Source organism: Rhizobacter sp. (genome assembly GCA_021153565.1).
Taxonomy (GTDB): Bacteria; Pseudomonadota; Gammaproteobacteria; order Burkholderiales; family Burkholderiaceae_C; genus Albitalea.
This window is the reverse complement of the sequence record JAJKJU010000105.1, coordinates 1-22,823: the sequence shown is the minus strand read 5'-3', so window position 1 is coordinate 22,823 and position 22,823 is coordinate 1. Positions and strand designations below refer to the sequence as shown.

25 protein-coding genes and 1 tRNA gene are annotated in these 22,823 nt (G+C 61.2%); 15 read left to right on the top strand and 11 right to left on the bottom strand.

The window, feature by feature from the left end:
- Positions 1 to 216 precede the first annotated feature (216 nt).
- The 4 genes from AC30NL_RS06525 (at position 217) to AC30NL_RS06510 (ending at position 3,427) form a co-directional block, all read left to right on the top strand.
- Positions 217 to 1,461: a PAS domain-containing sensor histidine kinase gene (locus tag AC30NL_RS06525; RefSeq protein WP_489463199.1), complete on the top strand. Its 1,245-nt coding sequence runs from the start codon at positions 217 to 219 to the stop codon at positions 1,459 to 1,461.
- Positions 1,462 to 1,638: 177 nt separating this feature from the next.
- Positions 1,639 to 2,004 carry a hypothetical protein gene (locus AC30NL_RS06520; RefSeq protein ID WP_489463198.1) on the top strand — a complete coding sequence of 122 codons (366 nt, stop codon included), beginning with the start codon at positions 1,639 to 1,641 and terminating at the stop codon, positions 2,002 to 2,004.
- Positions 2,005 to 2,083: 79 nt separating this feature from the next.
- Complete coding sequence (locus AC30NL_RS06515; RefSeq protein WP_489463197.1) at positions 2,084 to 2,485, top strand: DUF4398 domain-containing protein; 402 nt, start codon at positions 2,084 to 2,086, stop codon at positions 2,483 to 2,485.
- A 24-nt stretch (positions 2,486 to 2,509) separates the two neighbouring features.
- Complete coding sequence (locus tag AC30NL_RS06510) at positions 2,510 to 3,427, top strand: OmpA family protein (protein WP_489463196.1); 918 nt, start codon at positions 2,510 to 2,512, stop codon at positions 3,425 to 3,427.
- 688 nt (positions 3,428 to 4,115) lie between these two features.
- Here the strand turns inward: AC30NL_RS06510 and AC30NL_RS06505 are convergent.
- Positions 4,116 to 4,358, bottom strand: coding sequence for a hypothetical protein (locus tag AC30NL_RS06505; RefSeq protein ID WP_489463195.1), 243 nt, complete (start codon positions 4,356 to 4,358; stop codon positions 4,116 to 4,118).
- Positions 4,359 to 4,515: 157 nt separating this feature from the next.
- Here AC30NL_RS06505 and AC30NL_RS06500 point away from each other — a divergent pair, with 157 nt between their 5' ends.
- The gene (locus AC30NL_RS06500) at positions 4,516 to 4,779 is read left to right on the top strand and encodes a hypothetical protein (RefSeq protein WP_489463194.1); all 264 of its coding nucleotides are present in this window, start codon (positions 4,516 to 4,518) and stop codon (positions 4,777 to 4,779) included.
- A 58-nt stretch (positions 4,780 to 4,837) separates the two neighbouring features.
- Here AC30NL_RS06500 and fumC read toward each other — a convergent pair whose 3' ends face one another.
- Complete coding sequence (fumC, locus tag AC30NL_RS06495) at positions 4,838 to 6,217, bottom strand: class II fumarate hydratase (RefSeq protein WP_489463193.1); 1,380 nt, start codon at positions 6,215 to 6,217, stop codon at positions 4,838 to 4,840.
- 374 nt (positions 6,218 to 6,591) lie between these two features.
- On the opposite strand from fumC, the gene AC30NL_RS06490 reads away from it, so the two are divergent.
- The 3 genes from AC30NL_RS06490 to AC30NL_RS06480 all read left to right on the top strand — a co-directional run bounded on the left by AC30NL_RS06490 (position 6,592) and on the right by AC30NL_RS06480 (position 8,548).
- On the top strand, positions 6,592 to 7,203 hold the full coding sequence (locus AC30NL_RS06490; protein WP_489463192.1) for a response regulator: 612 nt from the start codon (positions 6,592 to 6,594) through the stop codon (positions 7,201 to 7,203).
- Positions 7,200 to 7,466, top strand: coding sequence for a hypothetical protein (locus AC30NL_RS06485; protein WP_489463191.1), 267 nt, complete (start codon positions 7,200 to 7,202; stop codon positions 7,464 to 7,466). The genes AC30NL_RS06490 and AC30NL_RS06485 overlap by 4 nt, the downstream gene beginning before the upstream one ends.
- A 215-nt stretch (positions 7,467 to 7,681) precedes the next feature.
- Complete coding sequence (locus tag AC30NL_RS06480) at positions 7,682 to 8,548, top strand: transglutaminase family protein (RefSeq protein WP_489463190.1); 867 nt, start codon at positions 7,682 to 7,684, stop codon at positions 8,546 to 8,548.
- Positions 8,549 to 8,569: 21 nt separating this feature from the next.
- Here AC30NL_RS06480 and AC30NL_RS06475 read toward each other — a convergent pair whose 3' ends face one another.
- Both AC30NL_RS06475 and AC30NL_RS06470 read right to left on the bottom strand, forming a co-directional pair.
- Positions 8,570 to 9,955: a sigma-54-dependent transcriptional regulator gene (locus AC30NL_RS06475; protein WP_489463189.1), complete on the bottom strand. Its 1,386-nt coding sequence runs from the start codon at positions 9,953 to 9,955 to the stop codon at positions 8,570 to 8,572.
- Positions 9,956 to 10,980: 1,025 nt separating this feature from the next.
- A complete protein-coding gene (locus AC30NL_RS06470) occupies positions 10,981 to 11,226 on the bottom strand; it encodes a hypothetical protein (protein WP_489463188.1) in 246 nt (81 codons plus the stop codon).
- A 237-nt stretch (positions 11,227 to 11,463) separates the two neighbouring features.
- On the opposite strand from AC30NL_RS06470, the gene AC30NL_RS06465 reads away from it, so the two are divergent.
- Positions 11,464 to 11,661, top strand: a complete 198-nt coding sequence (locus AC30NL_RS06465; protein ID WP_489463187.1) for a CsbD family protein — start codon at positions 11,464 to 11,466, stop codon at positions 11,659 to 11,661.
- Between the two features lie 327 nt (positions 11,662 to 11,988).
- Here AC30NL_RS06465 and AC30NL_RS06460 read toward each other — a convergent pair whose 3' ends face one another.
- Both AC30NL_RS06460 and AC30NL_RS06455 read right to left on the bottom strand, forming a co-directional pair.
- Complete coding sequence (locus tag AC30NL_RS06460; protein ID WP_489463186.1) at positions 11,989 to 12,282, bottom strand: hypothetical protein; 294 nt, start codon at positions 12,280 to 12,282, stop codon at positions 11,989 to 11,991.
- Between the two features lie 185 nt (positions 12,283 to 12,467).
- Positions 12,468 to 12,558, bottom strand: a tRNA-Ser gene (locus tag AC30NL_RS06455).
- Positions 12,559 to 12,847: 289 nt separating this feature from the next.
- Here AC30NL_RS06455 and AC30NL_RS06450 point away from each other — a divergent pair.
- Positions 12,848 to 13,066 (top strand): hypothetical protein, encoded by a 219-nt coding sequence (locus tag AC30NL_RS06450; protein ID WP_489463185.1) that lies wholly within the window; start codon positions 12,848 to 12,850, stop codon positions 13,064 to 13,066.
- Between the two features lie 379 nt (positions 13,067 to 13,445).
- Here AC30NL_RS06450 and clpA read toward each other — a convergent pair whose 3' ends face one another.
- Positions 13,446 to 15,746, bottom strand: a complete 2,301-nt coding sequence (gene clpA / locus AC30NL_RS06445) for an ATP-dependent Clp protease ATP-binding subunit ClpA (protein WP_489463184.1) — start codon at positions 15,744 to 15,746, stop codon at positions 13,446 to 13,448.
- Positions 15,743 to 16,105 carry an ATP-dependent Clp protease adapter ClpS gene (gene clpS, locus AC30NL_RS06440; protein WP_489463183.1) on the bottom strand — a complete coding sequence of 121 codons (363 nt, stop codon included), beginning with the start codon at positions 16,103 to 16,105 and terminating at the stop codon, positions 15,743 to 15,745. The genes clpA and clpS overlap by 4 nt, the downstream gene beginning before the upstream one ends.
- Positions 16,106 to 16,351: 246 nt before the next feature.
- On the opposite strand from clpS, the gene AC30NL_RS06435 reads away from it, so the two are divergent.
- Positions 16,352 to 16,618, top strand: a complete 267-nt coding sequence (locus tag AC30NL_RS06435; RefSeq protein WP_489463182.1) for a cold-shock protein — start codon at positions 16,352 to 16,354, stop codon at positions 16,616 to 16,618.
- Between the two features lie 305 nt (positions 16,619 to 16,923).
- Here AC30NL_RS06435 and icd read toward each other — a convergent pair whose 3' ends face one another.
- Positions 16,924 to 18,177, bottom strand: coding sequence for an NADP-dependent isocitrate dehydrogenase (gene icd / locus AC30NL_RS06430; RefSeq protein WP_489463181.1), 1,254 nt, complete (start codon positions 18,175 to 18,177; stop codon positions 16,924 to 16,926).
- Positions 18,178 to 18,403: 226 nt separating this feature from the next.
- On the opposite strand from icd, the gene AC30NL_RS06425 reads away from it, so the two are divergent.
- Entirely contained in the window at positions 18,404 to 18,604 is a 201-nt protein-coding gene (locus AC30NL_RS06425) for a hypothetical protein (RefSeq protein ID WP_489463180.1), read from the top strand.
- 149 nt (positions 18,605 to 18,753) lie between these two features.
- A complete protein-coding gene (locus tag AC30NL_RS06420) occupies positions 18,754 to 19,206 on the top strand; it encodes a DUF192 domain-containing protein (protein ID WP_489463179.1) in 453 nt (150 codons plus the stop codon).
- Positions 19,207 to 19,285: 79 nt separating this feature from the next.
- On the opposite strand, the gene AC30NL_RS06415 is transcribed toward AC30NL_RS06420, so the two are convergent.
- Positions 19,286 to 19,867: a superoxide dismutase gene (locus tag AC30NL_RS06415; protein WP_489463178.1), complete on the bottom strand. Its 582-nt coding sequence runs from the start codon at positions 19,865 to 19,867 to the stop codon at positions 19,286 to 19,288.
- Between the two features lie 132 nt (positions 19,868 to 19,999).
- Complete coding sequence (xseA, locus tag AC30NL_RS06410; protein WP_489463177.1) at positions 20,000 to 21,289, bottom strand: exodeoxyribonuclease VII large subunit; 1,290 nt, start codon at positions 21,287 to 21,289, stop codon at positions 20,000 to 20,002.
- Positions 21,290 to 21,630: 341 nt separating this feature from the next.
- Here xseA and AC30NL_RS06405 point away from each other — a divergent pair, with 341 nt between their 5' ends.
- Positions 21,631 to 22,269 (top strand): MotA/TolQ/ExbB proton channel family protein, encoded by a 639-nt coding sequence (locus AC30NL_RS06405; protein ID WP_489463176.1) that lies wholly within the window; start codon positions 21,631 to 21,633, stop codon positions 22,267 to 22,269.
- 16 nt (positions 22,270 to 22,285) lie between these two features.
- Complete coding sequence (locus tag AC30NL_RS06400; protein ID WP_489463200.1) at positions 22,286 to 22,711, top strand: ExbD/TolR family protein; 426 nt, start codon at positions 22,286 to 22,288, stop codon at positions 22,709 to 22,711.
- Positions 22,712 to 22,823 lie beyond the last annotated feature (112 nt).

Here is a 22,823-nt window from a genome sequence, read left to right as displayed (position 1 = left end):
TTTCGAACGTGTCCGAGCAGCACGTCAAAAGGCGCCTGATCTAGGCGCAAAGCGCAGCCATAGCTTGGCTATGGCGAGCATTTGCAACGACGAGCAGGGGGGCTTTTGGCGTGATGAGCGGCCATGATCGAAAAACTCTCAGCCTCCGAGTCGAGCTGATGTCCGCAGGCACGCCAATTGCCCCTGCGCGAAGGCAACCGAGTCAAGGGGACAAGCATGCAAGAATCGGCAAGCATCCACATGCAACGCCAGACGATAGACACAACCGCGCCTTCGTTCGAATCCCTGCATCACGAAAACGAAAACGGCTTTTGCGTCATGGCCGACTCGGCACCCGTGATGCTCTGGGTGGCCGGGCCAGACAAGCAGTTCGAGTGGTTCAACCGGGCGTGGCTCGAGTTCACCGGCCGCACGCGGGCTGACGAGCGCGGTTCAGGATGGTTCGCCGGCATTCACGAGGAAGATCTCGAACGATGCATCGGCATCTATCACGCGAGCTTCGATGCACGCCAGCCCTTCACCATGGACTTCCGCCTCAAGCGCCAGGACAACACGTACCGCTGGGTGCTGGCCACGGGCGTTCCACGCCATGCACCGGACGGCAGCTTCCACGGCTACACCGGAAGCTGCATCGATATCCATGAACGCAAGGAACTCGAAGAGCGGCTTGCCGAACGCACGCGCGCCTTGCGCGTGGCCGATCGCCGCAAGGACGAATTCCTCGCCATGCTCGCGCACGACCTGCGCAACCCGCTCGGCCCGATCGCCAACGCCACCGCCATCTTGAAGATGATGGAAAGCCAGACGCCCGCAATCGCGCCGGTGCGGCAGATCGTCGAGCGGCAGCTCGATCAGTTGCGCCGCGTCATCGGCGACATGCGCGACGTCACGCGCATCACGCAGGCCAAGCTCGAGCTGCAGCGCGAGAAGCTCGCAGTGACTGATCTCGTGCGCGAGGCCATCACGAACGCCCAGCCGCAACTCGATCACCGTGGACACCGGGTCAACCTGCGTCCGGGCGATGAATCGCTGGCCGTCGCGGGCGACCCGATGCGGCTTGCCCAGGCCTTGTCGCACCTCATCGTCAACGCCGCGAAGTTCACGCCGGTGCCTGGCCAAGTCGAGGTCTTCACGAACGCCGAGGGACCCCTCGTGCAGATTCACGTTCGCGACCACGGTCAAGGCATTGCCCCCGATTTCCTGCCGCATGTGTTTGAGCCGTTCGCTCAGGAAAACCAGAGCAAGCCGCGCACGAACTCGGGCCTTGGCGTGGGCCTCACCATCGCCAAGCGTCTCGCTGAGCTGCACGGTGGCGACATCATCGGGCACAGCGGGGGCCGCAACCAGGGCGCGGAGTTCGTGCTCTCGCTGCCTCGGTTCGATGAATCGGAACTGTCTTGTGACGACCCTGCCGGTTCATCCGCCTTGGCGGGTGCGACGAGCTTTGCTGGCACTGCCTGAATTCTCCGACGGGTGATTGCGCAAGCGTCCGACACGGCACGGGTACATCGCTTGCCGATCCAGTCTCATCCATCACTTCCGGAGACTGACATGGGCAAGTACTTCATCGGCTGGTTGCTGGGCATCCCCGCAATCATCCTGGTGTTGCTGTACCTCATCTTCCACTGAGGCCTGCACATGAGCACGCCACGGGACAAGGCTGCCCGCCCTGAAGCGGGCAAGGACACGCAATTTGGCCGCGAAGGCGAAGGCGCTCACGCGCGCGACGCAGACAGCGGCGGACACCGCACGAAGGCAGGCGGCACTTATGGAGACTTCGTGCCGGACAAAGGCCAGCCACGCAAGAACGATGACCGCGATGCGAATCCGGTGAATCCAGCCATGGGTGATTACTACACTGGTGGAGGAAACATCGACCGCACCGCTGACGAGCCCGCCACGCGCAAGCCGTCATCAGGCGACGAAGAAGAAAGGATCGCGGAAGACAATCACAACAGAAGCTTCGACACGACACACATTCACAAAAGCACAACGAAGCGTTAGCTGTGGTGGCCCGCTTCGTGAAGGCACGGCGGTTGCCCGCTCTCAAGGACCTGATCGACTCCCTGGAAAGGTCCTTGCCATGCAAAGCGAACTGACATTTCGCGCGCCTGCGCTTGCCGCCCTGATGGCGGCGGCCCTCGTCGCCGGTTGCTCCACGGCAGCTCCGAACGAGCAACTGGGCATCTCGCGCACCACGATCGAAGGCGCGCAAAGCGCGGGTTCGAGCGATCCGTCCTCAGACATGGCATTGGCTTTGGCACGCGAAAAGCTTGCACAAGCCGACGCTGCCGCGCGTGCCAATGACCCTGCGAAGGCCCGACGCCTGGCCGAACAGGCCGAGGTCGACGCACTCGTGGCACGCTCGAAGTCCTCCGCCGACAAGTCTCGCAAGGCTGCTGCTGAACTGGATGCCAGTCTCGCGACCCTGCGTGAAGAGATGACGCGCCCGAGCACCGCCACGACGACGCCTGTGCGGCCCTGACAACGATCAGCAAAGGAACAAGTCATGAAAACCCGATGGACAACATTGGCAAGCAGCATCGCGGCGACTCTCGCGCTCGCTGCATGTTCCACCACCCCGCCGCGCAGCAGCTACCTGGACGATGCGCACCGCAGCTATGACCAGGCCACCTTGAACGCCGACGTGTCGCGCTATGCACAAGGCGAACTTGCACGCGCACGCGACGCCTTGGAGCGTGCTGACAGGGCCTGGAGCGACAAGCGCGACGCCGAGGAGACCAGACACCTTGCTTACCTTGCGAGCCAGCGTACGCAAATGGCAATGAACATGGCGGAGCAACGTGCCGCAGATGCACGCATCGAGTCGGCTGGTGTCGAGCGCGAACGACTGCGCGCCGACCTGAGAACACGCGAAGCCCAGGTCGCGAACCGCAATGCGCAAATGGCTACGGCGCAGGCTCAGAACGCGCAGGCACAGGCCCAGTTCGCGCAGACGCAGGCTCAGAACGCACAGGCCTTGGCAGCAGCGGAAGCGGAGCGCGCCAATCGACTACAGCGCGAGCTTGCCGTACTGGCCGCCAAACCCACGGACCATGGCCTCGTGGTGATGCTGCAGGACGTGCTGTTCGACACTGGCCAGGCCACGCTCAAGGAAGGCGCGCAATCCAAGCTCGACCAGTTGGCGTCCGTGCTCAAGAACCACCCCGAGCGTCGCGTGATGGTCGAAGGCTTTACCGACAGCGTGGGCAGTGGGGATAGCAACCTTGTGCTGTCACGTGCTCGCGCGGAATCGGTGCGAAATGCCTTGATGGCTCGCGGCGTGCCAGCAGATCGCATTGAGGCCCGCGGCAATGGCCAAATGCGGCCAGTGGCGTCGAACAGCACGCAGGCCGGTCGGCAACAAAACCGCAGGGTGGAGGTGGTGTTCTCCGACGAACAAGGCAAGTTTGCGTCCGTGAATTGAGTCCGCGAGAGGGCTGCCTGATCACTGACAGCTGGCGCAAGGAGTACGGTTTGAAGGTCTGCGGCGGCAGCGCGAATGTGAATCTCAAGGGCCGCAGCCCACCTCCCGGCGGCCCCATCAGGGGAGTCAGGGGGCAAAAGCCCAGGGTGAGAGGTACGGCGGCGGCGGAGAGAGCGAGGCCTTGACTTCAGACGGCCCGGAAGCCCTCACCCCAACCCTCTCCCAGAGGGAGAGGGGGCAAGTCGGACGCCTAAAACCCATTTCGAATACCCACAACTTCGTCGAATACCCACAACTTCGTTCGCCGTTTATTACTCCCTCTCTCCGGGAGAGGGTGGGGGTGAGGGCGACGGCGGTGAAGAGAACGAGGCCTTGACTCCAGACGGCCGAAAGCCCTCACCCCAACCCTCACAGAGGGAGAGGGGGCAAGTCGGTCGCTTAAAACCCATTTCGAATACCCACAACTTCGTTCGCCATGTATTACTCCCTCTCCCTCCGGGCCCCTCCGGGAGAGGGTGGGGGTGAGGGCGACGGCGGTAAAGAGAACGAGGCCTTGACTCCAGACGTCCGGAAGCCCTCATCCCAACCCTAGGGCGCAAGTCGGTCGCTTAACCCTTTTCGAATACCCGCAACTTGGCTGGAGAGTTCGCCCTGCACTCCCTCGCCCCCTGGTCCACCCCAAGCCCCATCAATGCACGCTGCTCTGCACCTCGTCTTCCCTCTGCTTTTCAGCCGGCAGAACAGCCGGATCAGGCCCCGTTTGCGCACCGGTCATCGGCAGCGCCCCGCCCTCGCCTTCCCACCGTTGCACCGGCACGGGCTTCGCCTTGGGTACTTCTTGCCGACCGCTTAACCGCATTTGCTTGCTCAGCGACCACAGCGTGCCCGCGCCCAGGGCAAACAAGCCTACGGAAATCACTCGTTTGATCATGGTATACCTCGTTGAGACAATGAACAGATGCCGCGCCGTCAATCTCGCGATGCGCGGCCGCGTGAACCTCACGCGGCAACTGTCGTGCCCACCGGCATACGGCTTGCCCGCATCCTGGAGAGCGCACCGTGCGCCCGTCGCGACCGAAGGAGCGACCATGACATCCCGCAAGACACCGTCCACCCCGAAACCCCGGCAGAGACCACAGGCCAACCCTGCTGAGCCCGTGAAGCCCTCCGACGAAGCCGATCACGGCGATGCGATGCCGCACGATCATCCGCAGAGCGACCGGTCCTCACGCAGGCCCAGCGCAGACACCCGAGTGAACGACGGCGGCCGAAGCGGCAGCGAAGGCAATCTTGAAACCGGCACCGGGGACGACGAAGACTCGCGCAGCCGGCGCGGTGATCTGCGCCCCTAGTCCCGTAGTCGCCACAAGCCCATCCGCGGGTCGGGCGGGCAAGCACGAACCGATTGTCTTAAACCATGTCCTCGGGCCGAACCCACTTGTCGAAGTCTTCGCCGCTGACCCCCATTGCAAGCGCCGCTTCGCGCAGCGATCGCCCTTCTTTGTGTGCCTTGTGGGCGATCTTGGCGCAGCGGTCATAGCCGATGTGCGGCGCAAGCGCCGTCACGAGCATGAGCGAGTTGGCGACCAGTTGCACGATGTGCTCGCGATTGGCTTGGAGCCCCTTCACGCAATGCTCGTCGAAGCTCTTGCACGCATCAGCCAGCAGCCGGATGCTTTGCAGCAGGTTGTGCGCGATCAAAGGCTTGTAAGTGTTGAGCTCGAAATGGCCCGAGGCGCCACCCATCGTCAGCGCAACGTCGTTGCCCATCACTTGGCAGCACACCATGGTCAAAGCTTCGCACTGCGTGGGGTTGACCTTGCCCGGCATGATGGAGCTGCCCGGTTCGTTTTCGGGCAGCTGCAATTCGCCGATGCCACTGCGCGGGCCCGACGCGGCCAGACGCAAGTCGTTGGCAATCTTGTTGAGCGCCGTGGCTGCCGTCTTCAGTGCACCGTGCAAGGTCACCAACGTGTCGTGCGAGGCAAGCGCGGCGAATTTGTTCGGCGCGGTAACGAAAGGCAATGCGAACTCGCCCGCGAGACGCGCCGCCACCCTCGCTCCGAATTCCGGATGGGCGTTGAGCCCGGTCCCCACGGCCGTCCCGCCCAGGGCCAGTTCATACACCGGCGTCAACGCGGCAGCGATTGCCCCATGTGCCTGCGACAACTGGGCCTCGTACCCTGAAAACTCCTGCCCGAGCGTCAGCGGCGTCGCGTCCTGCAAATGGGTGCGGCCGATCTTCACGAGGTCTTTGTAGAGATCGGCCTTGGTGGCAAATTCGTTGCGCAGTCCTGCAAGCGATGGCAGCAGGCGCCGAGCCACCGCCACCGCCGCGGACACGTTCATCGCCGTTGGAAAGACGTCGTTCGACGACTGCCCCTTGTTGACATGGTCGTTGGGATGAACGAGCCGCTTGGCTCCCGCCCCGCCCCCGAGCGTCTCGGATGCGAGGTTTGCGAGCACCTCATTCATATTCATGTTGGTTTGCGTGCCGGATCCGGTCTGCCACACCACGAGCGGGAACTCATCGTCAAGACCGCCTTCCAGCACGAGGGTTGCCGCCGCCTCGATCGCGCGTGCGACATTGGCGTCCAGCAGGCCCAGTTCCATGTTGACCATTGCGCATGCACGCTTGATGGCGGCGAGGGCATGGATCAACTCGAGCGGCATGCGTTCGCCGGAGATTCGGAAGTGTTCGAGCGAGCGCTGCGTCTGCGCGCCCCAGCGCCGGTTGGCATCGACCTCGATGTCGCCCATCGAGTCGGTTTCGATTCGCTTGGTTGTCATGGCTCGCTCCGTCCTCATCAGTAGAAAGGCACAGCATGATTCCTCGGGCGGCGGTAAATCTTGCCCCCGGCTTGTCGGCGTTCGCAGCTTACGAGTTTCTCCGCAAGGCCGCGACACCAGGGGTCTCCAGCGACCTCTCGCCTGCTCAGAGGCTGAGAGCATTTCGAGCGTGTCCGAGCAGCACGTCAAAAGGCGCCTGATCGAGGCGCAAAGCGCAGGCATAGGTCGGGCTATGGCGAGCATTTGCAACGACGAGCAGGGGCCTTTTGGCGTGATGAGCGGGCATGATCGAAATACTCTCAGCCTCTCAGGTTGCGCCGGGCACATCACTTGCCATCAGGGCTCACCCACGCTAGTCGCCCAAGGATCGAATCGTGCCCACTGTCGCCACCGCTGAAAAGAACACCGTTGACGCGCCTCCTGCAGTCACCCGCACAGTTTTGTACGTCGAAAATCATCCGGTCAACGTGCTTTTGATGCAGGCCGTGTTCGCCGAGCGACCGGAACTGCGCCTGATCGTGGCAAACACGGGCGAAGCCGGGCTATGCGCCGCCATTGAATCCAGACCCCAGCTGCTGTTGCTGGATCTGCAGTTGCCCGACTGCCACGGCGCCGATCTCTTGCAACGAATGCGCGAGGTCGATCACCTGCGGAAAGTGACCGCGGTCGCCATCACCGCCGACGGCGCGAGCGATCTGACCAAGCGGGGCTTTCGCGACATCTGGCACAAGCCCATGGACATGCGCACGATGCTAATGCGGCTCGACTGCCTGCTCGCCGAACCGGAGATTGAGCGCGATAAAGCCGCTCGTCCAAAGATGAAAGAGGCAACTGCTTGGACGCCCGCTGCGCGCACCCGCACTCGTCGTCCTGCACCCGATCCTATCCCCTTCCCCAACCCCGCGCAGCACTCCTCGGATGCGCAACACGATTTCCACGAAGTCACGGTGGCAGTGACTAGCTGTTTCACAGGAGAACACTCATGAGTCCAGGCACACCCGCGGACAAGGCCAAGGGCGGCACCGTCCAAGGCGAAGGCGACTACGAAGCCGGCCGCCATTTCGACAAGTCGGAGCAGGACTTCGTGAAGTCGGGCAAAGCGCAGGAACGTGCCGGCAAGGCCCGACCGACAGACGCGGCGGAAGCGGCTGAGCTCAACCGGGCAGAGCAGGAAGGAATGTCGCATTCAAAGGGCGAGGCACCAGGCGATCTGAAGAAGAAGCCTCAGCCCAGACCCAGCAAACCCTGAGAGGCTGAGAGTATTTCGAACGTGTCCGAGCAGCACGTCAAAAGGCGCCTGATCTAGGCGCAAAGCGCAGCCATAGCTTGGCTATGGGGAGACGAGCAGGGGGGCTTTTGGCGTGATGAGCGGGCATGATCGAAAAACTCTCAGCCTCTGACTCCTGAACGCCGCCGCAGCGCCGGTGTGCGAGCCAACTGCACGAGCTTCTCAAAGGAACTCTTGTGCCCATCATTTTCGACATCACCCACACGACCGAATACCGCTATGCCAAGCCGGTGGACTTGGGTGAGCATCGCCTCATGTTCCGGCCGCGGGACAGTCACGACCTGCGTGTACTGGCGACCGATCTGCAAGTGGAACCGCCAGCCAAGGACATCCGGCTCATCCAGGACGCCTACGAGAATTCAATCGCGCTCGTGCAACCCGGGGGGCCGTCTCAAACTCTCAAGTTCACGTGCGAGTTCACCGTCGAACACACGGGCTCGCGCGCGCTCGACCTGCCACTGAGCCCGGGCGCCGAGCACTATCCTTTTGAATATGCGTTCGAGGACCGCCAAGTGCTCTCGCACTATCTCGCGCCCTACTACGACGCGGATGAAACATTAATGGCCTGGGCGCGCGAATTCGTGGGCCCGGACAGCAGGCAAATCCTCGTGGACATGACGCGCCGAATCCGAGAGACCATGAAGTACCAGCCGCGCGACGAAGAAGGCGTGCAGTCGCCGCGCGAGACGCTCGAATCCAAGCAGGGCAGCTGCCGCGATTTCGCGACCCTGATGATCGAGGCCGTGCGACGACTGGGTTACGCGGCGAGGTTCGTGTCGGGCTATGTCTACACCCCCGAACCCAATGCGCCTGAGAAAACAGCACCCGGCGCCACCCACGCGTGGGTGCAGGTGTTCCTGCCAGGTGCTGGCTGGATCCCTTTCGACCCGACCAACAACCTGATCGGCGGAACCGACTTGATCCGCGTCGGCGTGGCCCGGCACGCGAGCTTCGCGACACCGGTCAGCGGTACATGGACCGGTACGAAGGATGACTATCTCGGAATGACGGTACTCGTCTCGGTGAAGAGACGGTCGGAGTAGGGCCTGTTAACAGGCCCTGGTTCAGACGTCGTTGCCGTCGCCCTGCGAGGGGCCCTTCTCAGGCACTGTCGAATACTCTTTCAATCGGTTGTAGAGCGTCTTCAAGCTCACACCCAAGGTCGCGGCCGTCTTCTCCTTGTGCCGACCGAAATACTCGAGCGTTGCCAAAGTCACCTGCCGCTCGATCTCGGACAGTGGCGTCCCCACACGGATCTGCAGCACCGGAGCGCCTGTCATCAAGGGCAGTGGCGCATCCATCGTCGGCAGGCATTCGTCGACGATGGTGCTGTCGGGCGCCATCACATAACCGCGGTGCACGATGTTGCGCAGCTCACGCACGTTGCCCGGCCAGCGGTAGCCTTGCAATCGCGCCAATGCAGCTGGTGCAAAGCGCTTGACCTGCCCTTCGCGGCGGGAAATCTCGTCAAGGAAGTGCTCGGCAATGAGCGGAATGTCTTCGCTGCGCTCGCGCAAGGGTGGCAGGTGGATGGGGAACACATTCAGCCGATACAGCAAGTCTTCACGCAGCTTGCCGGCCTGCACCGCATCCATCGGATTGCGGTTGGTGGCGGCGATCATGCGCACGTCGGTTTCGAGTACCTGGGTCGAACCCACGCGCATGAACGTGCCGGTTTCCAGGACGCGCAGCAGCTTGACCTGCAGGTCCAAAGGCATCTCGGTGATTTCGTCTAGGAACAGCGTCCCGCCGCTCGCCCGTTCGAAGAAGCCTTGATGCTGGCGATCGGCGCCAGTGAAGCTCCCTTTCTCGTGGCCGAAGATTTCGCTTTCGATGAGGTGCGGCGAAATCGCGCCGCAGTTCACCGCAAGGAAAGGCTTGGCCCGGCGACGGCTCAGATCGTGCACGGTGCGCGCCACGACTTCCTTGCCGCTGCCGCTTTCACCCGTCACGAAGACGGTGACTGCCGTGCCTGACACGCGAAGAATCTGCTCATATACCCGCCGCATGCCGGCAGAACGCCCCCACAGAAGGCCGAAATGGCCTTCTGCTTCCAGGCTCGACTGCAAGCCGTCGGCCTCAGCACGCAGCGTGGACGGCTTGGTCACACGCGACAAGATGCCGTGCAACTGTTTCATGTTGAGCGGCTTGACGAGATAGTCGGCCGCCCCCAGGCGCAATGCCTGGATGGATGTTTCGAGACTCGCGTGCCCGGTGATGAGCACGACTTCGGTGTTGGCCAGCAGCTTGCCATCTTCGAACAACTGCATGCCGCTTCCGTCGGGCAGCATCAGGTCGAGCAGAACGATGTCGGGCTCTTGCAGCGCGAGTTGCCTGCGGGCATCGCGCAACGATCCGGCGGTGGCCACCGTGAAGCCCTCGGTCGCAATCAACGCGGCCATCATTTCTGCAGAGTCTGCTTCGTCGTCGACAACCAATGCGTGAGGCATTGTTTACTTCCTCCAGTGAATCCGCAGTTCGTGTCGGGCTGCGCAGTTGTGCTGAGCGTCCGTCGTGACCGGGGACCTCGGGGCCGACTCAGGGAGCGGCCGATGTGCCATTCGATCGATGCCGGCTACGCGTTTCGGCCGGCACCTTCAGCAGTACGCGTAGCCCTTAGGCGGGCTACAGCAGTTGGGGCATTATGTGCGATTGAGCAAGCCCCTTCCATCTGTAATTGACTGTTTCCGATAGGCTCGAACGGGCACGATCGATGCAGTCCACAGGTTTGTCACCGAAGACATTTCGCGCAGCGATTACAGCCACGGCGAACTCGTGCAAAGTGGATGCCGTGGCGTGTGGCGCGACGCATTGATGCCGGGCAAGTTGCCTTCAACACTATGCCGGCAAGATCGAACTCGTGCCAACCAGCAACTTCATGCTGATGTGAAAGTCTGGAGAATGCGGATCGAACTTCGATTCGAACCTGTGCGAGATCGCGCTCATCACCAAAATGCGTTCAAGCGGCAGCGTCCGCTATCGTTGATAGTTCAACTCGCGATGCTTGTTTGCTGCGATTTCCCTTTGGGAAAACTAGCAAGAGACTGAAGCATGAGCCGGCGATTCGAAGCGTCAGTGAGGCTCCAAGGCGACGGTGCCGACAAGCAGCTGATGCAGACGTTGATGCTGCGCCTGGCCGAGGCCTCGAGACTGAAGAGGCTGAGAGTATTTCGATCATGCCCGCTCATCACCCCAAAAGACCCCTGCTCGTCGTCGCAAATGCTCGTCACAGCACGCGAGCTATGGCTGCGCCTTGCGCCTAGATCAGGCGCCTTTTGACGTGCTGCTCGGACCCGCTCGAAATACTCTCAGCCTCTGACTCCACGCGTCTCACTTGTGCCGCGGATTCCGCTGGGAGGCGGCGTAAGCGGCAATGCGTTCTCGACGCTGAAGTGAGGAGGTTGTAGCCAGGGTGAAACCGGGGGATAGACCTTTACGCAAAGGCCCGTTCCCGGGTGCACCCGGGCCACGAGACTTATGCCTTCGCAGCGGCGGTCTTCTTCGCGCGCTTGTGATGCTTGGTCGCCTTCTTCGACCCCGTGCCGCTCGTGTTCACGGATTGCTGCTGATGCATCTTGATTTCCTGCGCATGACGCTCGACTGCGGCGGCCTTGGCCGGATCAGTGCTTTCGGTCACGCCCTCTGGGACCTTGGCAGTAGCAGCAAATGCGGTGGCGGACGCGAAAAGTGCGAGTGCAGTGGCAATGGTCTTCAAGTTCATGGATTGACTCCAGTGGGTTGGTAATAAACGGGAAACGGAGCCTCTCACAACCTGGTGGACGGTGTCTACGCCGACGTGTTGTCAGACGTTTCCTACACAGCGTCGTAATGGTAGGAGGTTGCTGACGACAATTTGCGGCCAGGGACGACTGCATCCCTCAGGGTCGAGGTCTATTCTGAAACTGGGCTCGCGACGCCGCACGTCGCGTTTTTCAACGCCAATCGAAGAGGTATCTGCATGAACAAGGATCAAATCAAGGGCGCCGCTAAGGAAGTCGCAGGCAAGGTTCAGAAGAACACCGGCGAGGCCATCGGCAGCACAAGCCAGCAGGGCAAGGGCATGGCCCGTGAAGCAGCCGGCAAAGCCCAGAAGAACCTGGGCGACGCGCGCGAAACTTTGAAGGACGTTGCCAAGGACACACATCGCAAGCCCTGATCCGTCGGGCATCGAGATCAACGGCCCCGGGATGGGCTGGGGCCTTTCACATCCGAAAACGTCATGGCAAGGAAGCCCATGTTGACCCGATGACATCAGCATCAGCATCCCGCCCTTGCGGGGCAGATGTGCACGCGGGCGATGTCGGGCACTTGATCGATAAACGGCAGGGGCCCGACTTTGTAGCGCCCTCGTGATACTCATAGGTCGGATAGGCCACAGGTCGTCAGCCAGATCAGGCTCATGGACGGAGTCGGCGCCTATCAGGCTCTCATCCAACGCGTGATCCCACTGTCCTATTGTGATCGGTCATGAAGGAGAGACCCATCATTGCGCGAACGTGAACCTGCCCAAGCTAAGAGACAAGGCGAACAGGTAGCCATATGAGAAGCGGTCGATACGGAAGATCGCCTCCCCACGAAGCGCTCGCCACTTGCCCATGAGAGCCATGAGCGCGCCGACCGCCACGGGAATGACAACCAACTTGGCGATGCGCCACGGTGCCGGTGTGAGGTGCGCCGAAATCACCAAGAGGCTGAGCCCGCCGAATATGGCGCCGAAGATTGTGTATCCGAGCGCGGCGAGCCAGGGGTTTGGTGGCTTTCGGAACGGTTCAGCCACGCAATGAAGGCCAAGTTCCGTTTTTGTTCGTCGCCCCGCGATTTCGTCTTGGGCTTCCTCCGCATCTTGCCTCGCGGCGACGCACTTGCCGTTTGACTAACCTTCGGCTCTGCTGATACCCGGTGCCGGGACTTGACAGGTAGAAAAAACAAACGGGCCGTAATGACCCGCGTTTTCTAGAGTTCTGGCGGAGAGAGCGGGATTCGAACCCGCGGGGGGCTATTAACCCCCACACGCTTTCCAGGCGTGCGACTTAAACCGCTCATCCATCTCTCCGGAGCCCGCGATTCTAGCCTCGAAACGACGAGACCATCGACTCTCATCAGCGTCCAGTCGAAATCAGCTGGAAGAGGTCTGCATGCATTGTCAAAAACCGGTCGACTGGGGCATCTTGAAGGAGAGTCAAGGTTTGTCTGCATATCCTCGACTTCTCTCAAGTGTGCATTTCGTCACTCCGAATCGCTGCGCGTGGCCATCGACAGGAAGAACCGCAATTTCGTCTCACCACAACGAGCCGTGGTCGAACACACTCGTCGCACCGCCAGCCCCTTGTGAAACGCCGAACATGTCTTGCCTCAAATCGCTCTTCCGCAATCCGACCCTGCGCCGGTACCTGCTGGGCCACCTGCTCATCCTCATAGGGGCCTATTTGATGGAGGTTACGAAGTCGATGCTGCCGATGGCGCTCGCCGCGTCCGCCGCATTGATGCTCATGGTGCCCTTGTTGCGGCAACTTGGTGGGCGTTACGCCAAGGCACGCAGCAGCGGGTCGAGGGAGCGCTGATCTGCCGCTCGGCGGAGGCGACTTCCCGCACCGTGTCCGCACCGGGCGGTTCGAGAAGTTGAGGTTATGGGAGTCGAGGTAGACCCAAGCGGTCGAACCAGGCGATCGTCAGCACACTGTTGAGCAGCTTCGCGCTGTTGCGCCACCAGCGTCGACTGTTCGCCCCCACTTTGCGGGCCACCTCAGCGCTGGCTCCCATCGCCAGCAGTACGCGGCACAGTGGTGCCACGTTGTCCACCGCTTGAGCTGATCGAGCACGCTTTCGCAGTTGCGTTTCGCTTCGTTCGCTGACTTGCACCCGCAAGAGTGCGCCCATGCTGGGCGCACCAACGAAAACGCCCCGTGCCTTCGGGGCGTCTCGCACACCGGAACGTATCGATCAAGCCGTCGCCGGCTCCGCCTTTGGCTTGTCGCTCTTCCTTGCCGGCTGGATGTCCAGCAAGGGCTTCTCGTCCGCATCAAGGTCGACTGTCAGGCGCCCTCCATCGACCAGACGCCCGAATAGCAGCTCATCCGCCAAAGCACGGCGAATCGTGTCCTGGATGAGTCGCTGCATAGGACGCGCGCCCATCAACGGATCGAAGCCCTTCTTGGCAAGGTACTTGCGCAAAGCGTCGGTAAAGGTCACTTCCACCTTCTTCTCGCCCAGCTGGCCTTCGAGCTGCAGAAGGAACTTGTCGACGACGCGCAGGATGATTTCTTCATCCAGGGCCTTGAAGCTCACTACGGCGTCAAGACGGTTGCGAAATTCCGGCGTGAACAGGCGCTTGATGTCGGCCATTTCGTCGCCGCTCTCGCGGGCGTTGGTGAAACCGATGGTCGCCTTGTTCATGGTTTCTGCGCCCGCATTCGTGGTCATCACAATGATCACGTTGCGGAAGTCGGCCTTGCGTCCGTTGTTGTCGGTCAACGTGCCGTGGTCCATGACCTGCAGCAGTACGTTGAAGACGTCCGGATGCGCTTTCTCGATTTCGTCGAGCAGCAGCACCGCGTGCGGCTTCTTCGTGATGGCCTCCGTTAGCAGGCCACCCTGGTCGAATCCGACGTACCCCGGGGGCGCGCCAATCAGCCGGCTTACCGCATGGCGCTCCATGTACTCTGACATGTCGAAACGGATCAGCTCGATTCCCAGAACATAAGCCAACTGCCGCGCCACTTCGGTCTTGCCAACCCCCGTGGGGCCGCTGAACAAGAAGGAGCCGATAGGCTTGTCCGGTTTGCCCAGACCAGAACGTGCCATTTTGATGGCGGACGCCAGGGCCTCAATGGCCGGCTCTTGCCCGAACACCACACTATTCAGGTCGCGGTCCAGACTCTTAAGCTTGGACCGGTCGTCGCTCGACACCGAGGCCGGCGGGATGCGCGCAATCTTCGCCACGATCTCTTCGACTTCGCTGCGGGTGATGGTCTTTTTCTGCTTGTTTTTCGGCAGGATGCGTTGCGCAGCACCCGCCTCGTCAATCACGTCGATCGCCTTGTCGGGCAGGTGACGGTCGTTGATGAACTTGGCCGACAGCTCGGCCGCCGCCTGCAGCGCACCCAGCGCGTACTTCACGCTGTGGTGCTCTTCGAAGCGAGACTTCAGACCCTTCAGGATTTCGATAGTCTGCTCGACGGACGGCTCGACCACGTCGATCTTCTGGAAACGCCGCGACAGCGCCGCGTCCTTTTCGAAGATTCCGCGATATTCGCTGAAGGTCGTGGCCCCGATGCACTTCATTTGGCCCGAACTCAGTGCCGGCTTGAGCAGGTTGCTCGCGTCCAGCGTTCCGCCCGACGCAGCACCCGCACCGATCAGGGTGTGGATCTCGTCGATGAAGAGCACGGAGTTCGGCTGGTCCTTGAGGTGTTTCAGCACCCCCTTGAGACGTTGCTCGAAGTCGCCGCGGTACTTGGTGCCCGCCAGCAGCGCCCCCATATCAAGCGCATACACCGTGGCCGTGGCCAGCACCTCGGGCACTTCACCCTGGGTGATGCGCCAAGCGAGGCCTTCGGCGATGGCGGTCTTGCCGACGCCGGCCTCACCTACCAGGAGTGGGTTGTTCTTGCGCCGGCGGCACAGGATCTGGATGACGCGCTCGACCTCGAGTTCGCGCCCGATCAAAGGGTCGATCTTGCCGTCGCGGGCCATCTGGTTCAGGTTCTGGGTGAACTGATCCAGCGGCGACCCCTTGCCCTCGCCTTCTTCCTTCTCGCCTTCAGCCCCGGCGCCATCTTGCGACTTCGCCGGCTCGGGTGGGTCGGATTTCTTGATGCCGTGGGCAATGAAATTGACAACGTCCAGGCGCGTGACGCCCTGCTGGTGCAAGTAGTAGACGGCGTGCGAATCCTTCTCGCCGAAGATCGCCACCAGCACGTTCGCGCCGGTCACTTCCTTCTTGCCGCTGCCCGTGGACTGCACGTGCATGATCGCGCGTTGGATGACGCGCTGAAATCCGAGCGTGGGCTGGGTATCGACTTCGTCGGACCCGCCGACGGTGGGCGTGTTTTCCTTGATGAACTGCAGCAAGCTTTTTCGCAAGTCATCAATGTTGGCGGAACAGGCCCGCAGCACCTCCGCAGCCGAGGGGTTGTCCAAGAGCGCCAAGAGCAGGTGCTCAACGGTGATGAACTCGTGTCGTTGCTGGCGTGCTTCGACGAACGCCATGTGCAAGCTGACTTCTAACTCTTGCGCAATCATGCGGCCTCCATAATGCATTGCAACGGGTGGCCGCCGCGCCGCGCGGCAGCCAACACCAACTCAACCTTGGTGGCGGCGACATCCTTTGAAAAGACGCCGCACACACCGCGACCTTCATGATGAATCTTCAACATGATCTGAGTCGCAGTCTCGAGGTCGCGCTTGAAATACTCCTGCAAGACCATCACGACAAACTCCATCGGTGTGTAGTCATCGTTGAGCAAGACCACTTGGTACATCGGTGGTGGGACCACCTTGGCCGTCTGTCGTTCGACGACGACGGCCCCCTGGCCGTCGTCGGGCGGCCGGGGAACCCCCTCTGGTGGGGTGGCGGGCGGTGAAGGAGGCTCCACTGGCATGCATTCATTCTATCGAGTTGATGGTCTGCAGTTGCACTGTTGACATATTGAACCCACCGTGCGAACCACAAGCCCGGAAATGCGTCACGCGCGCCGCGCTATTCCGCATACATGTTGCAAATGATGACCGGGCTTGGAGCGGATTGACAGCCCCCTTGTTCCGCCAACACTGACTATCCCGCGACGTATTGACAGTGCCGGGCGGCGCCACCCAGAATGCGCGCTGAAAACAACAGGAGGTGGGGTATGGCCCACGGGACAGTCAAGTGGTTCAACGATGCCAAAGGCTTCGGATTCATCGAACCGGACGGAGGCGGCGAAGATGTGTTCGCCCATTTCTCCGCGATCCAGATGGATGGATTCCGAACGCTGAAGCAAGGCGGCAGGGTTAGCTACGATCTGGTTCAGGGCCCCAAAGGCCAGCTCGCCCAGAACATCTCCCCGGTGGAGACGTCCGTCACAGCAGCGCGCCCGCAAGTGGCCGCAGGCAGTCCGCAGGCTGTCGCCGGCTGAGAGGCTGGGAGTATTCGAACGTGTCCGAGCCGCACGTCAAAAGGCGCCTGATCTAGACAAAGTGCAGCCATAGCTTGGCTATGGCGAGCATTTGCAACGACGAGCAGGGGGCTTTTGGCGTGATGAGCGGGCATGATCGAAAAACTCTTAGCCTCTGAGCCCGCTCTACCCCTCCAAGAGAGTCCAGAAAGCAAAAGCCCGCCTTGCAGCGGGCTTTTTGCGTTAGCTGACCTGGAAAACCTGACCAATCGTCAGGGTGGACAGTCGGGCATTTCGCTGCACGACCTCAGCAAACGCTCCAAACATCACATGTTGTCGATCATCACCTGGCCGAAGCCGGAGCATGACACCTGCGTCGCCCCCTCCATCAGGCGCGCGAAGTCATAGGTGACCTTCTTCGACAGGATCGACTTCTCCATCGAGCTAATGATGAGGTCGGCAGCCTTGGTCCATCCCATGTGGCGCAACATCATTTCGGCTGACAGGATCTCGGAACCCGGGTTCACGTAATCCTTGCCAGCGTACTTCGGAGCCGTCCCGTGGGTAGCTTCGAACATCGCGACGGAGTCAGAAAGGTTGGCACCGGGGGCGATGCCGATGCCGCCGACTTGCGCCGCAAGAGCGTCGGAGACGTAGTCGCCATTCAGGTTGAGTGTGGCGATCACGGAGTACTCGGCCGGTCGCAGCAGAATCTGCTGCAGGAACGCGTCGGCGATGGAATCCTTGACGACGATGTCCTTGCCGGTCTTCGGGTTTTTGAACTTGACCCACGGGCCACCGTCGATCAGCTCGGCGCCGAATTCGGTCTGCGCCAATGCGTAAGCCCAGTCACGGAAACCTCCTTCCGTGAACTTCATGATGTTGCCCTTGTGCACGATGGTCACAGACGGCTTGTCGTTGTCGATCGCATACTGGATGGCCTTGCGGACCAGGCGCTCGGTGCCCTCCTTCGACACCGGCTTGATGCCGACGGCCGACGTTTCGGGAAATCGGATCTTCTTGACGCCGAAATCGTCCTGCAGAATCTTGATGAGCTTCTTGACCTTCTCGCTGCCGGACTCGAACTCGATGCCGGCGTAGATGTCTTCCGAGTTCTCCCGGAAGATGACCATGTTGGTCTTGTGCGGCTCTTTCACCGGCGACGGCACGCCGTCGAAATACTGGATGGGACGCAGGCAGACGTAGAGGTCGAGTTCCTGCCGCAGTGCAACGTTGAGTGAGCGGATGCCGCCGCCAACCGGCGTGGTCAGGGGACCCTTGATCGACACCACGTACTCGCGAAGGACCTTGAGCGTCTCTTCGGGCAGCCACACATCGGGTCCGTAGACCTTGGTCGACTTTTCACCGGCGAAGACTTCCATCCAGTGGATCTTCTTCTTGCCGCCGTAGGCCTTTTCGACGGCGGCGTCCACGACTTTGATCATGACCGGCGTGATGTCAAAGCCGGTTCCATCACCCTCAATGTATGGAATGATGGGCTGGTCAGGGACGTTGAGCGAAAAGTCCGCGTTGACGGAAATCTTCTGCCCGCCTTCGGGCACCTTGATGTGCTGATACATGTGGTAAGGCTCCGCGGAATGGATGTCCGCAATGGATCGGGTTGCGTCGCGCTAAGGACATGGCCCAAAACGGAAAATTATTCCGGGCCATGTCCTAAGGCCAATAGGAATCGGTACTAAGCCAAAGATTCTATGTCAGCGAAGCTGTCAACCACCCTTCGCCACTTCCCGTTGAGGGCCAGCCTCCCACGAAGGGAGGCAGTTCAAACTTTCGAAAGGTATTCAAATGAACAAACTTCTGGCCGCCCTGATCGCTTCCCTCTTCGCCGCTGGCGCTTTCGCTGCTGACGCAGCCAAGCCCGCCGCCTCTGCCGCCGAAATCAAGGCAGAAGCCAAGGCCGAGAAGAAGGCTGAGAAGGCCGACAAGAAGGCTGCTGAAGCCAAGCCCGCCGCCTCCGCTGCCAAGAAGGACGAGAAGAAGGCCTAATAGCCTTGCCTCTGTCTCGTGTGGCCGATTCGACCCCGGCACGCACGCCACAAACGCCCGGCTTGTCCGGGCGTTTGTGTTGCTGCACCGCACTTCGCGGGTTCGCAGTCCATTCGATAATCCGAATCAACTCTGCTTCTGCTTCTGACATGAAGAACCTGTTGCGCTCGCTCGTGACTCTGCCCCTCACGGCCTTTGCCCTGCTGGCAAATGCCGATGACGGTCAGCCCAGGCTGGAGTCGATCCACCTCAACGCCGGCATCCACAACATCCAGGCCGAGGTTGCGCAGACGCCTGAGCAGCGCGAGATTGGTTTGATGTTTCGCAAGACCATGGGCAGCAACGACGGCATGCTGTTCGCATTCGAGCAGCCCGGAAAGCAGTGCTTCTGGATGAAGAACACGCTGCTGCCATTGTCCGTCGCGTTCGTCGCTGACGACGGAACGATCGTCAACATTGATGACATGAAGCCGCTGACGCTTGACGGGCATTGCTCGACCAGGCCTGTTCGCTTCGTGCTCGAAATGAATCAGGGTTGGTTTGCCAAACGCGGGATCAAGGCTGGAGAAAGGCTGTTGGGACAGCCTTTTGCCAAGCATTGATTTGTCGCTCAGGAAATCCTGGGCTACGAAACCAAAAGGCCGGTCATTGACCGGCCTTTTTTCGAACTGATGACTTGGTTCAAGCGAAGTTCGCTTGTGCGAAGTCCCAATTCACCAGCGACGCCAGGAAGGTCTCGACGAATTTCGGACGCAAGTTGCGGTAGTCGATGTAGTAGGCGTGCTCCCAGACGTCGATCGTGAGCAGAGCCTTGTCGCCTGTCGTCAGTGGCGTACCTGCCGCGCCCATGTTGACGATGTCGACCGAGCCATCGACCTTCTTCACAAGCCAAGTCCAGCCCGAACCAAAGTTGCCCACAGCGCTCTTGGTAAAGGCTTCCTTGAAGGCGGCGTAGCTGCCCCACTTTGCGTTGATCGCATCCGCAAGCTTGCCCTTGGGCTCTCCGCCGCCTTGCGGCTTCAGGCAGCTCCAGAAAAATGTGTGATTCCAGACTTGCGCGGCATTGTTGTAGATGCCACCCGATGACTTCTTGATGATCTCTTCGAGGCCGAGGCTTTCGAACTCGGTGCCCTTTTGGAGGTTGTTGAGGTTCACAACGTAGGCGTTGTGGTGCTTGTCGTGGTGGTACTCCAGCGTTTCGCGACTCATGTGCGGAGCGAGCGCGTCGTGCGAATACGGCAGCGGCGGCAGGGTGTGTTCCATGACTGTCCTTTCGATGCTTGTTGTGATGTCCTGGCAGGAGGTGAATTGTAGGCAGTTAAGAAGGCCCTTCTCGACCGTCGCATGAGCGCATGACGGCATGTCGCGCGGGGATTTGTTCAGTCGAGCGTCATGCTACGGGGTGACGACATCGACGGTGACTTGGGCGCTGCCATCAGCCAGGACGGCCTGCAAGGTTTGACCCACTGACAGTTGCCCAACCGATTGCACCGGCGTGCCGGTCTCGTCGGCAAGCCAGGCGTAGCCGCGGGCCAGGACGCGGCTCGGATCCAGCGCCGAAAGACGCGATCCGAGCGACTCGATACGCATGGAATGTCGCGATCGAAGCAGGCTTACCGCAGGTGACAAGCGAGTCCCATGTCGATGCAGCGCCGTATGTCGGGCTTCGATGGTGCGTTGCGCGGCAGTCGCAAGTCGCTGCGCCAGCATTGCGAGGCCGTGGACTTGCCGCTGCAAGGCACGCGTGGGTCGCGCCAGGCGGACTGCGCTCGCGTCAAGCCGCTGCTCGTGCGAATCGAGGATGTGCAGGATGCGCTGGCGCATCCTTCGCTCGATTGCGTCGAGCAAGGCGAGGCACTCCTGCCCTGCGAGCACGACCAGTTCGGCTGCGGCGGTCGGCGTCGGTGCGCGGACGTCTGCGGCGAAGTCACTCAAGGTCACATCGGTTTCGTGACCAACGCCGCTGATCACGGGAATGCGCGACTCGGCAATTGCCCGGACTACGCGTTCGTCGTTGAAGGCCCAAAGGTCTTCCAGCGACCCGCCTCCACGGCAAACGATGAGCACGTCGACCACGCCATGCGCCACCGCCTTGGCCATCGCATCGACCAATGCAGCCGGCGCCTCACTGCCTTGCACAAGGCTCGGATACACCACGACTTCCACGTGCCCCGCGCGCCGTGCAAACGAGGTCATCACATCGTGCAGGGCGGCGGACCCCAAGGAAGTCACGACACCAATGCGTTTCGGATAACGCGGCAATGCGCGCTTTCGCTGCGCGTCGAAAAGCCCTTCCGCCTCCAGCCGCGCCTTCAGCCGGAGAAATTGCTCGAACAAGGCGCCTGCGCCTGCGCGCTGCATCGACTCCACGACGAATTGCAGTTCACCTCGCGGTTCGTAAACAGCAATGCGCCCGCGAACTTCGACAAGTTGGCCGTCCGCCGGAGCGAAATCCATGAGACTCGCCGCCCTGCGGAACATCGCGCAGCGGATCAACACGGACTGCCCGTCAGCGTCTTTCAAGCTGAAGTAGCAGTGACCACTTGACGCTCGAGAAAACGCTGAGAGTTCGCCTCGCACAACGCAAACAGAGAAACGGCTCGCGAGCGTGTCGGCGACCGCATGAACCAGACCCGAGACGCCCCAAACGAGCCGCTGGGAAGCGAACCCCGAGGGCTCAACCACGCGCAAACCCAGGAATGGCGCGGCCCGAGAACCCCACAACCGCGCCAATACTGGCTTTGGCAGTCGCAGCACCTGTCATGTGCCTTTCACAATTACGCAAGTGCTTGATTTTCAAAGATTTCTTTCTGCCTAAGTTTTGAGCATTCCGTAGAATGCCCTGAGTTTTCGCGCTTTCGCGTCCAGCGCCAGCCAGTTGCCCACAAAGTTATCCACAGTTGTAGTGGATTGCGAACGGAGAATTGTCGTTTGCATGACAGCAAGGGGTGAAGACGCCTTGCCGGCCGCATCCAAAGCGCCATAATCGCGCGTCCAAAAAACGCTTGTCGACCGAAAGGACCGGATTGTTTTCAATCATAAGAGACGCTGGTTGGCCCATTTACCCGCTCCTTCTGTGCTCAATCGCAGCCGTGGCCTTGATCGTAGAGCGCCTGTTGAGCCTGCGAGCCGTGAAGGTCGCGCCCACCAATCTGCTTGAAGAAGTCATTTCGGTTAGCCGCGCAAGCCTGCCGGGAGCTGACGTGGTGAACAAGCTCGCACACAACTCGGTGCTGGGCCTCGTGTTCGCGACGGGCCTGCGTGCCGTGATCGCCGACCCGCGCATCACTGAGGAGTCGCTTCGCAACGCCTTCGAGGGCGCCGGGCGCGTCGCCGTGCACAAGCTCGAGCGCTACCTCAACACCCTGGGTACGATCGCTTCGTCGGCACCGTTGCTGGGCCTGTTCGGCACGGTGATCGGGATGATCGAGATCTTCGGCTCGCCGACCGCAAGCGGCGGCACCAATCCGCTGATGCTGGCGCATGGCATCTCGGTCGCGCTCTACAACACGGCCTTCGGGCTGATCATCGCGATTCCGTCGCTGATGTTCTACCGTTACTTCCGCGGCCTGATCGATGCGTACACACTCGAGCTCGAGCAGTCGAGCGAGCGGCTGATTCCGCACCTGATGCGCTTTGCCGTACCGCGCACGCCTGGACAGTGAGACGCGCTCCATGACGATGAACTTTCGCAAGCCACGACCGGAGGAACCGGAGATCAACCTGATCCCGTTCATCGACGTTCTGCTCGTGATCCTCATCTTCCTGATGCTCACGACGACCTACTCGAAGTTCACCGAACTGCAGATCAGCCTGCCCATTGCCGATTCCGAGAAGTCCAAGGACCATCCCAAGGAAATCATCGTGTCGGTGGCCGCTGATGGCCGTTACGCGGTGAAGGGCAAACCGGTCGACGGGCGCAGCGTCGAAGTGTTGACGACAGAGTTATCAGCCGCCGCCAACGGCGCCGAGGACTCCATCGTGATCGTGTCTGCCGACGCCACCGCCGCTCATCAAGCGGTAGTGAACGTGATGGATGCGGCCCGCCGCGCGGGCCTTGCGAAGCTCACCTTCGCCACGCAGACCTCAGGTGGCGAGGGCCGCTGACAGCCCTGCCGCCTCAGAGGCTGAGAGTATTTCGAGCGTGTCCGAGCAGCACGTCAAAAGGCGCCTGATCTAGGCGCAAAGCGCAGCCATAGCTCGTGCTATGGCGAGCATT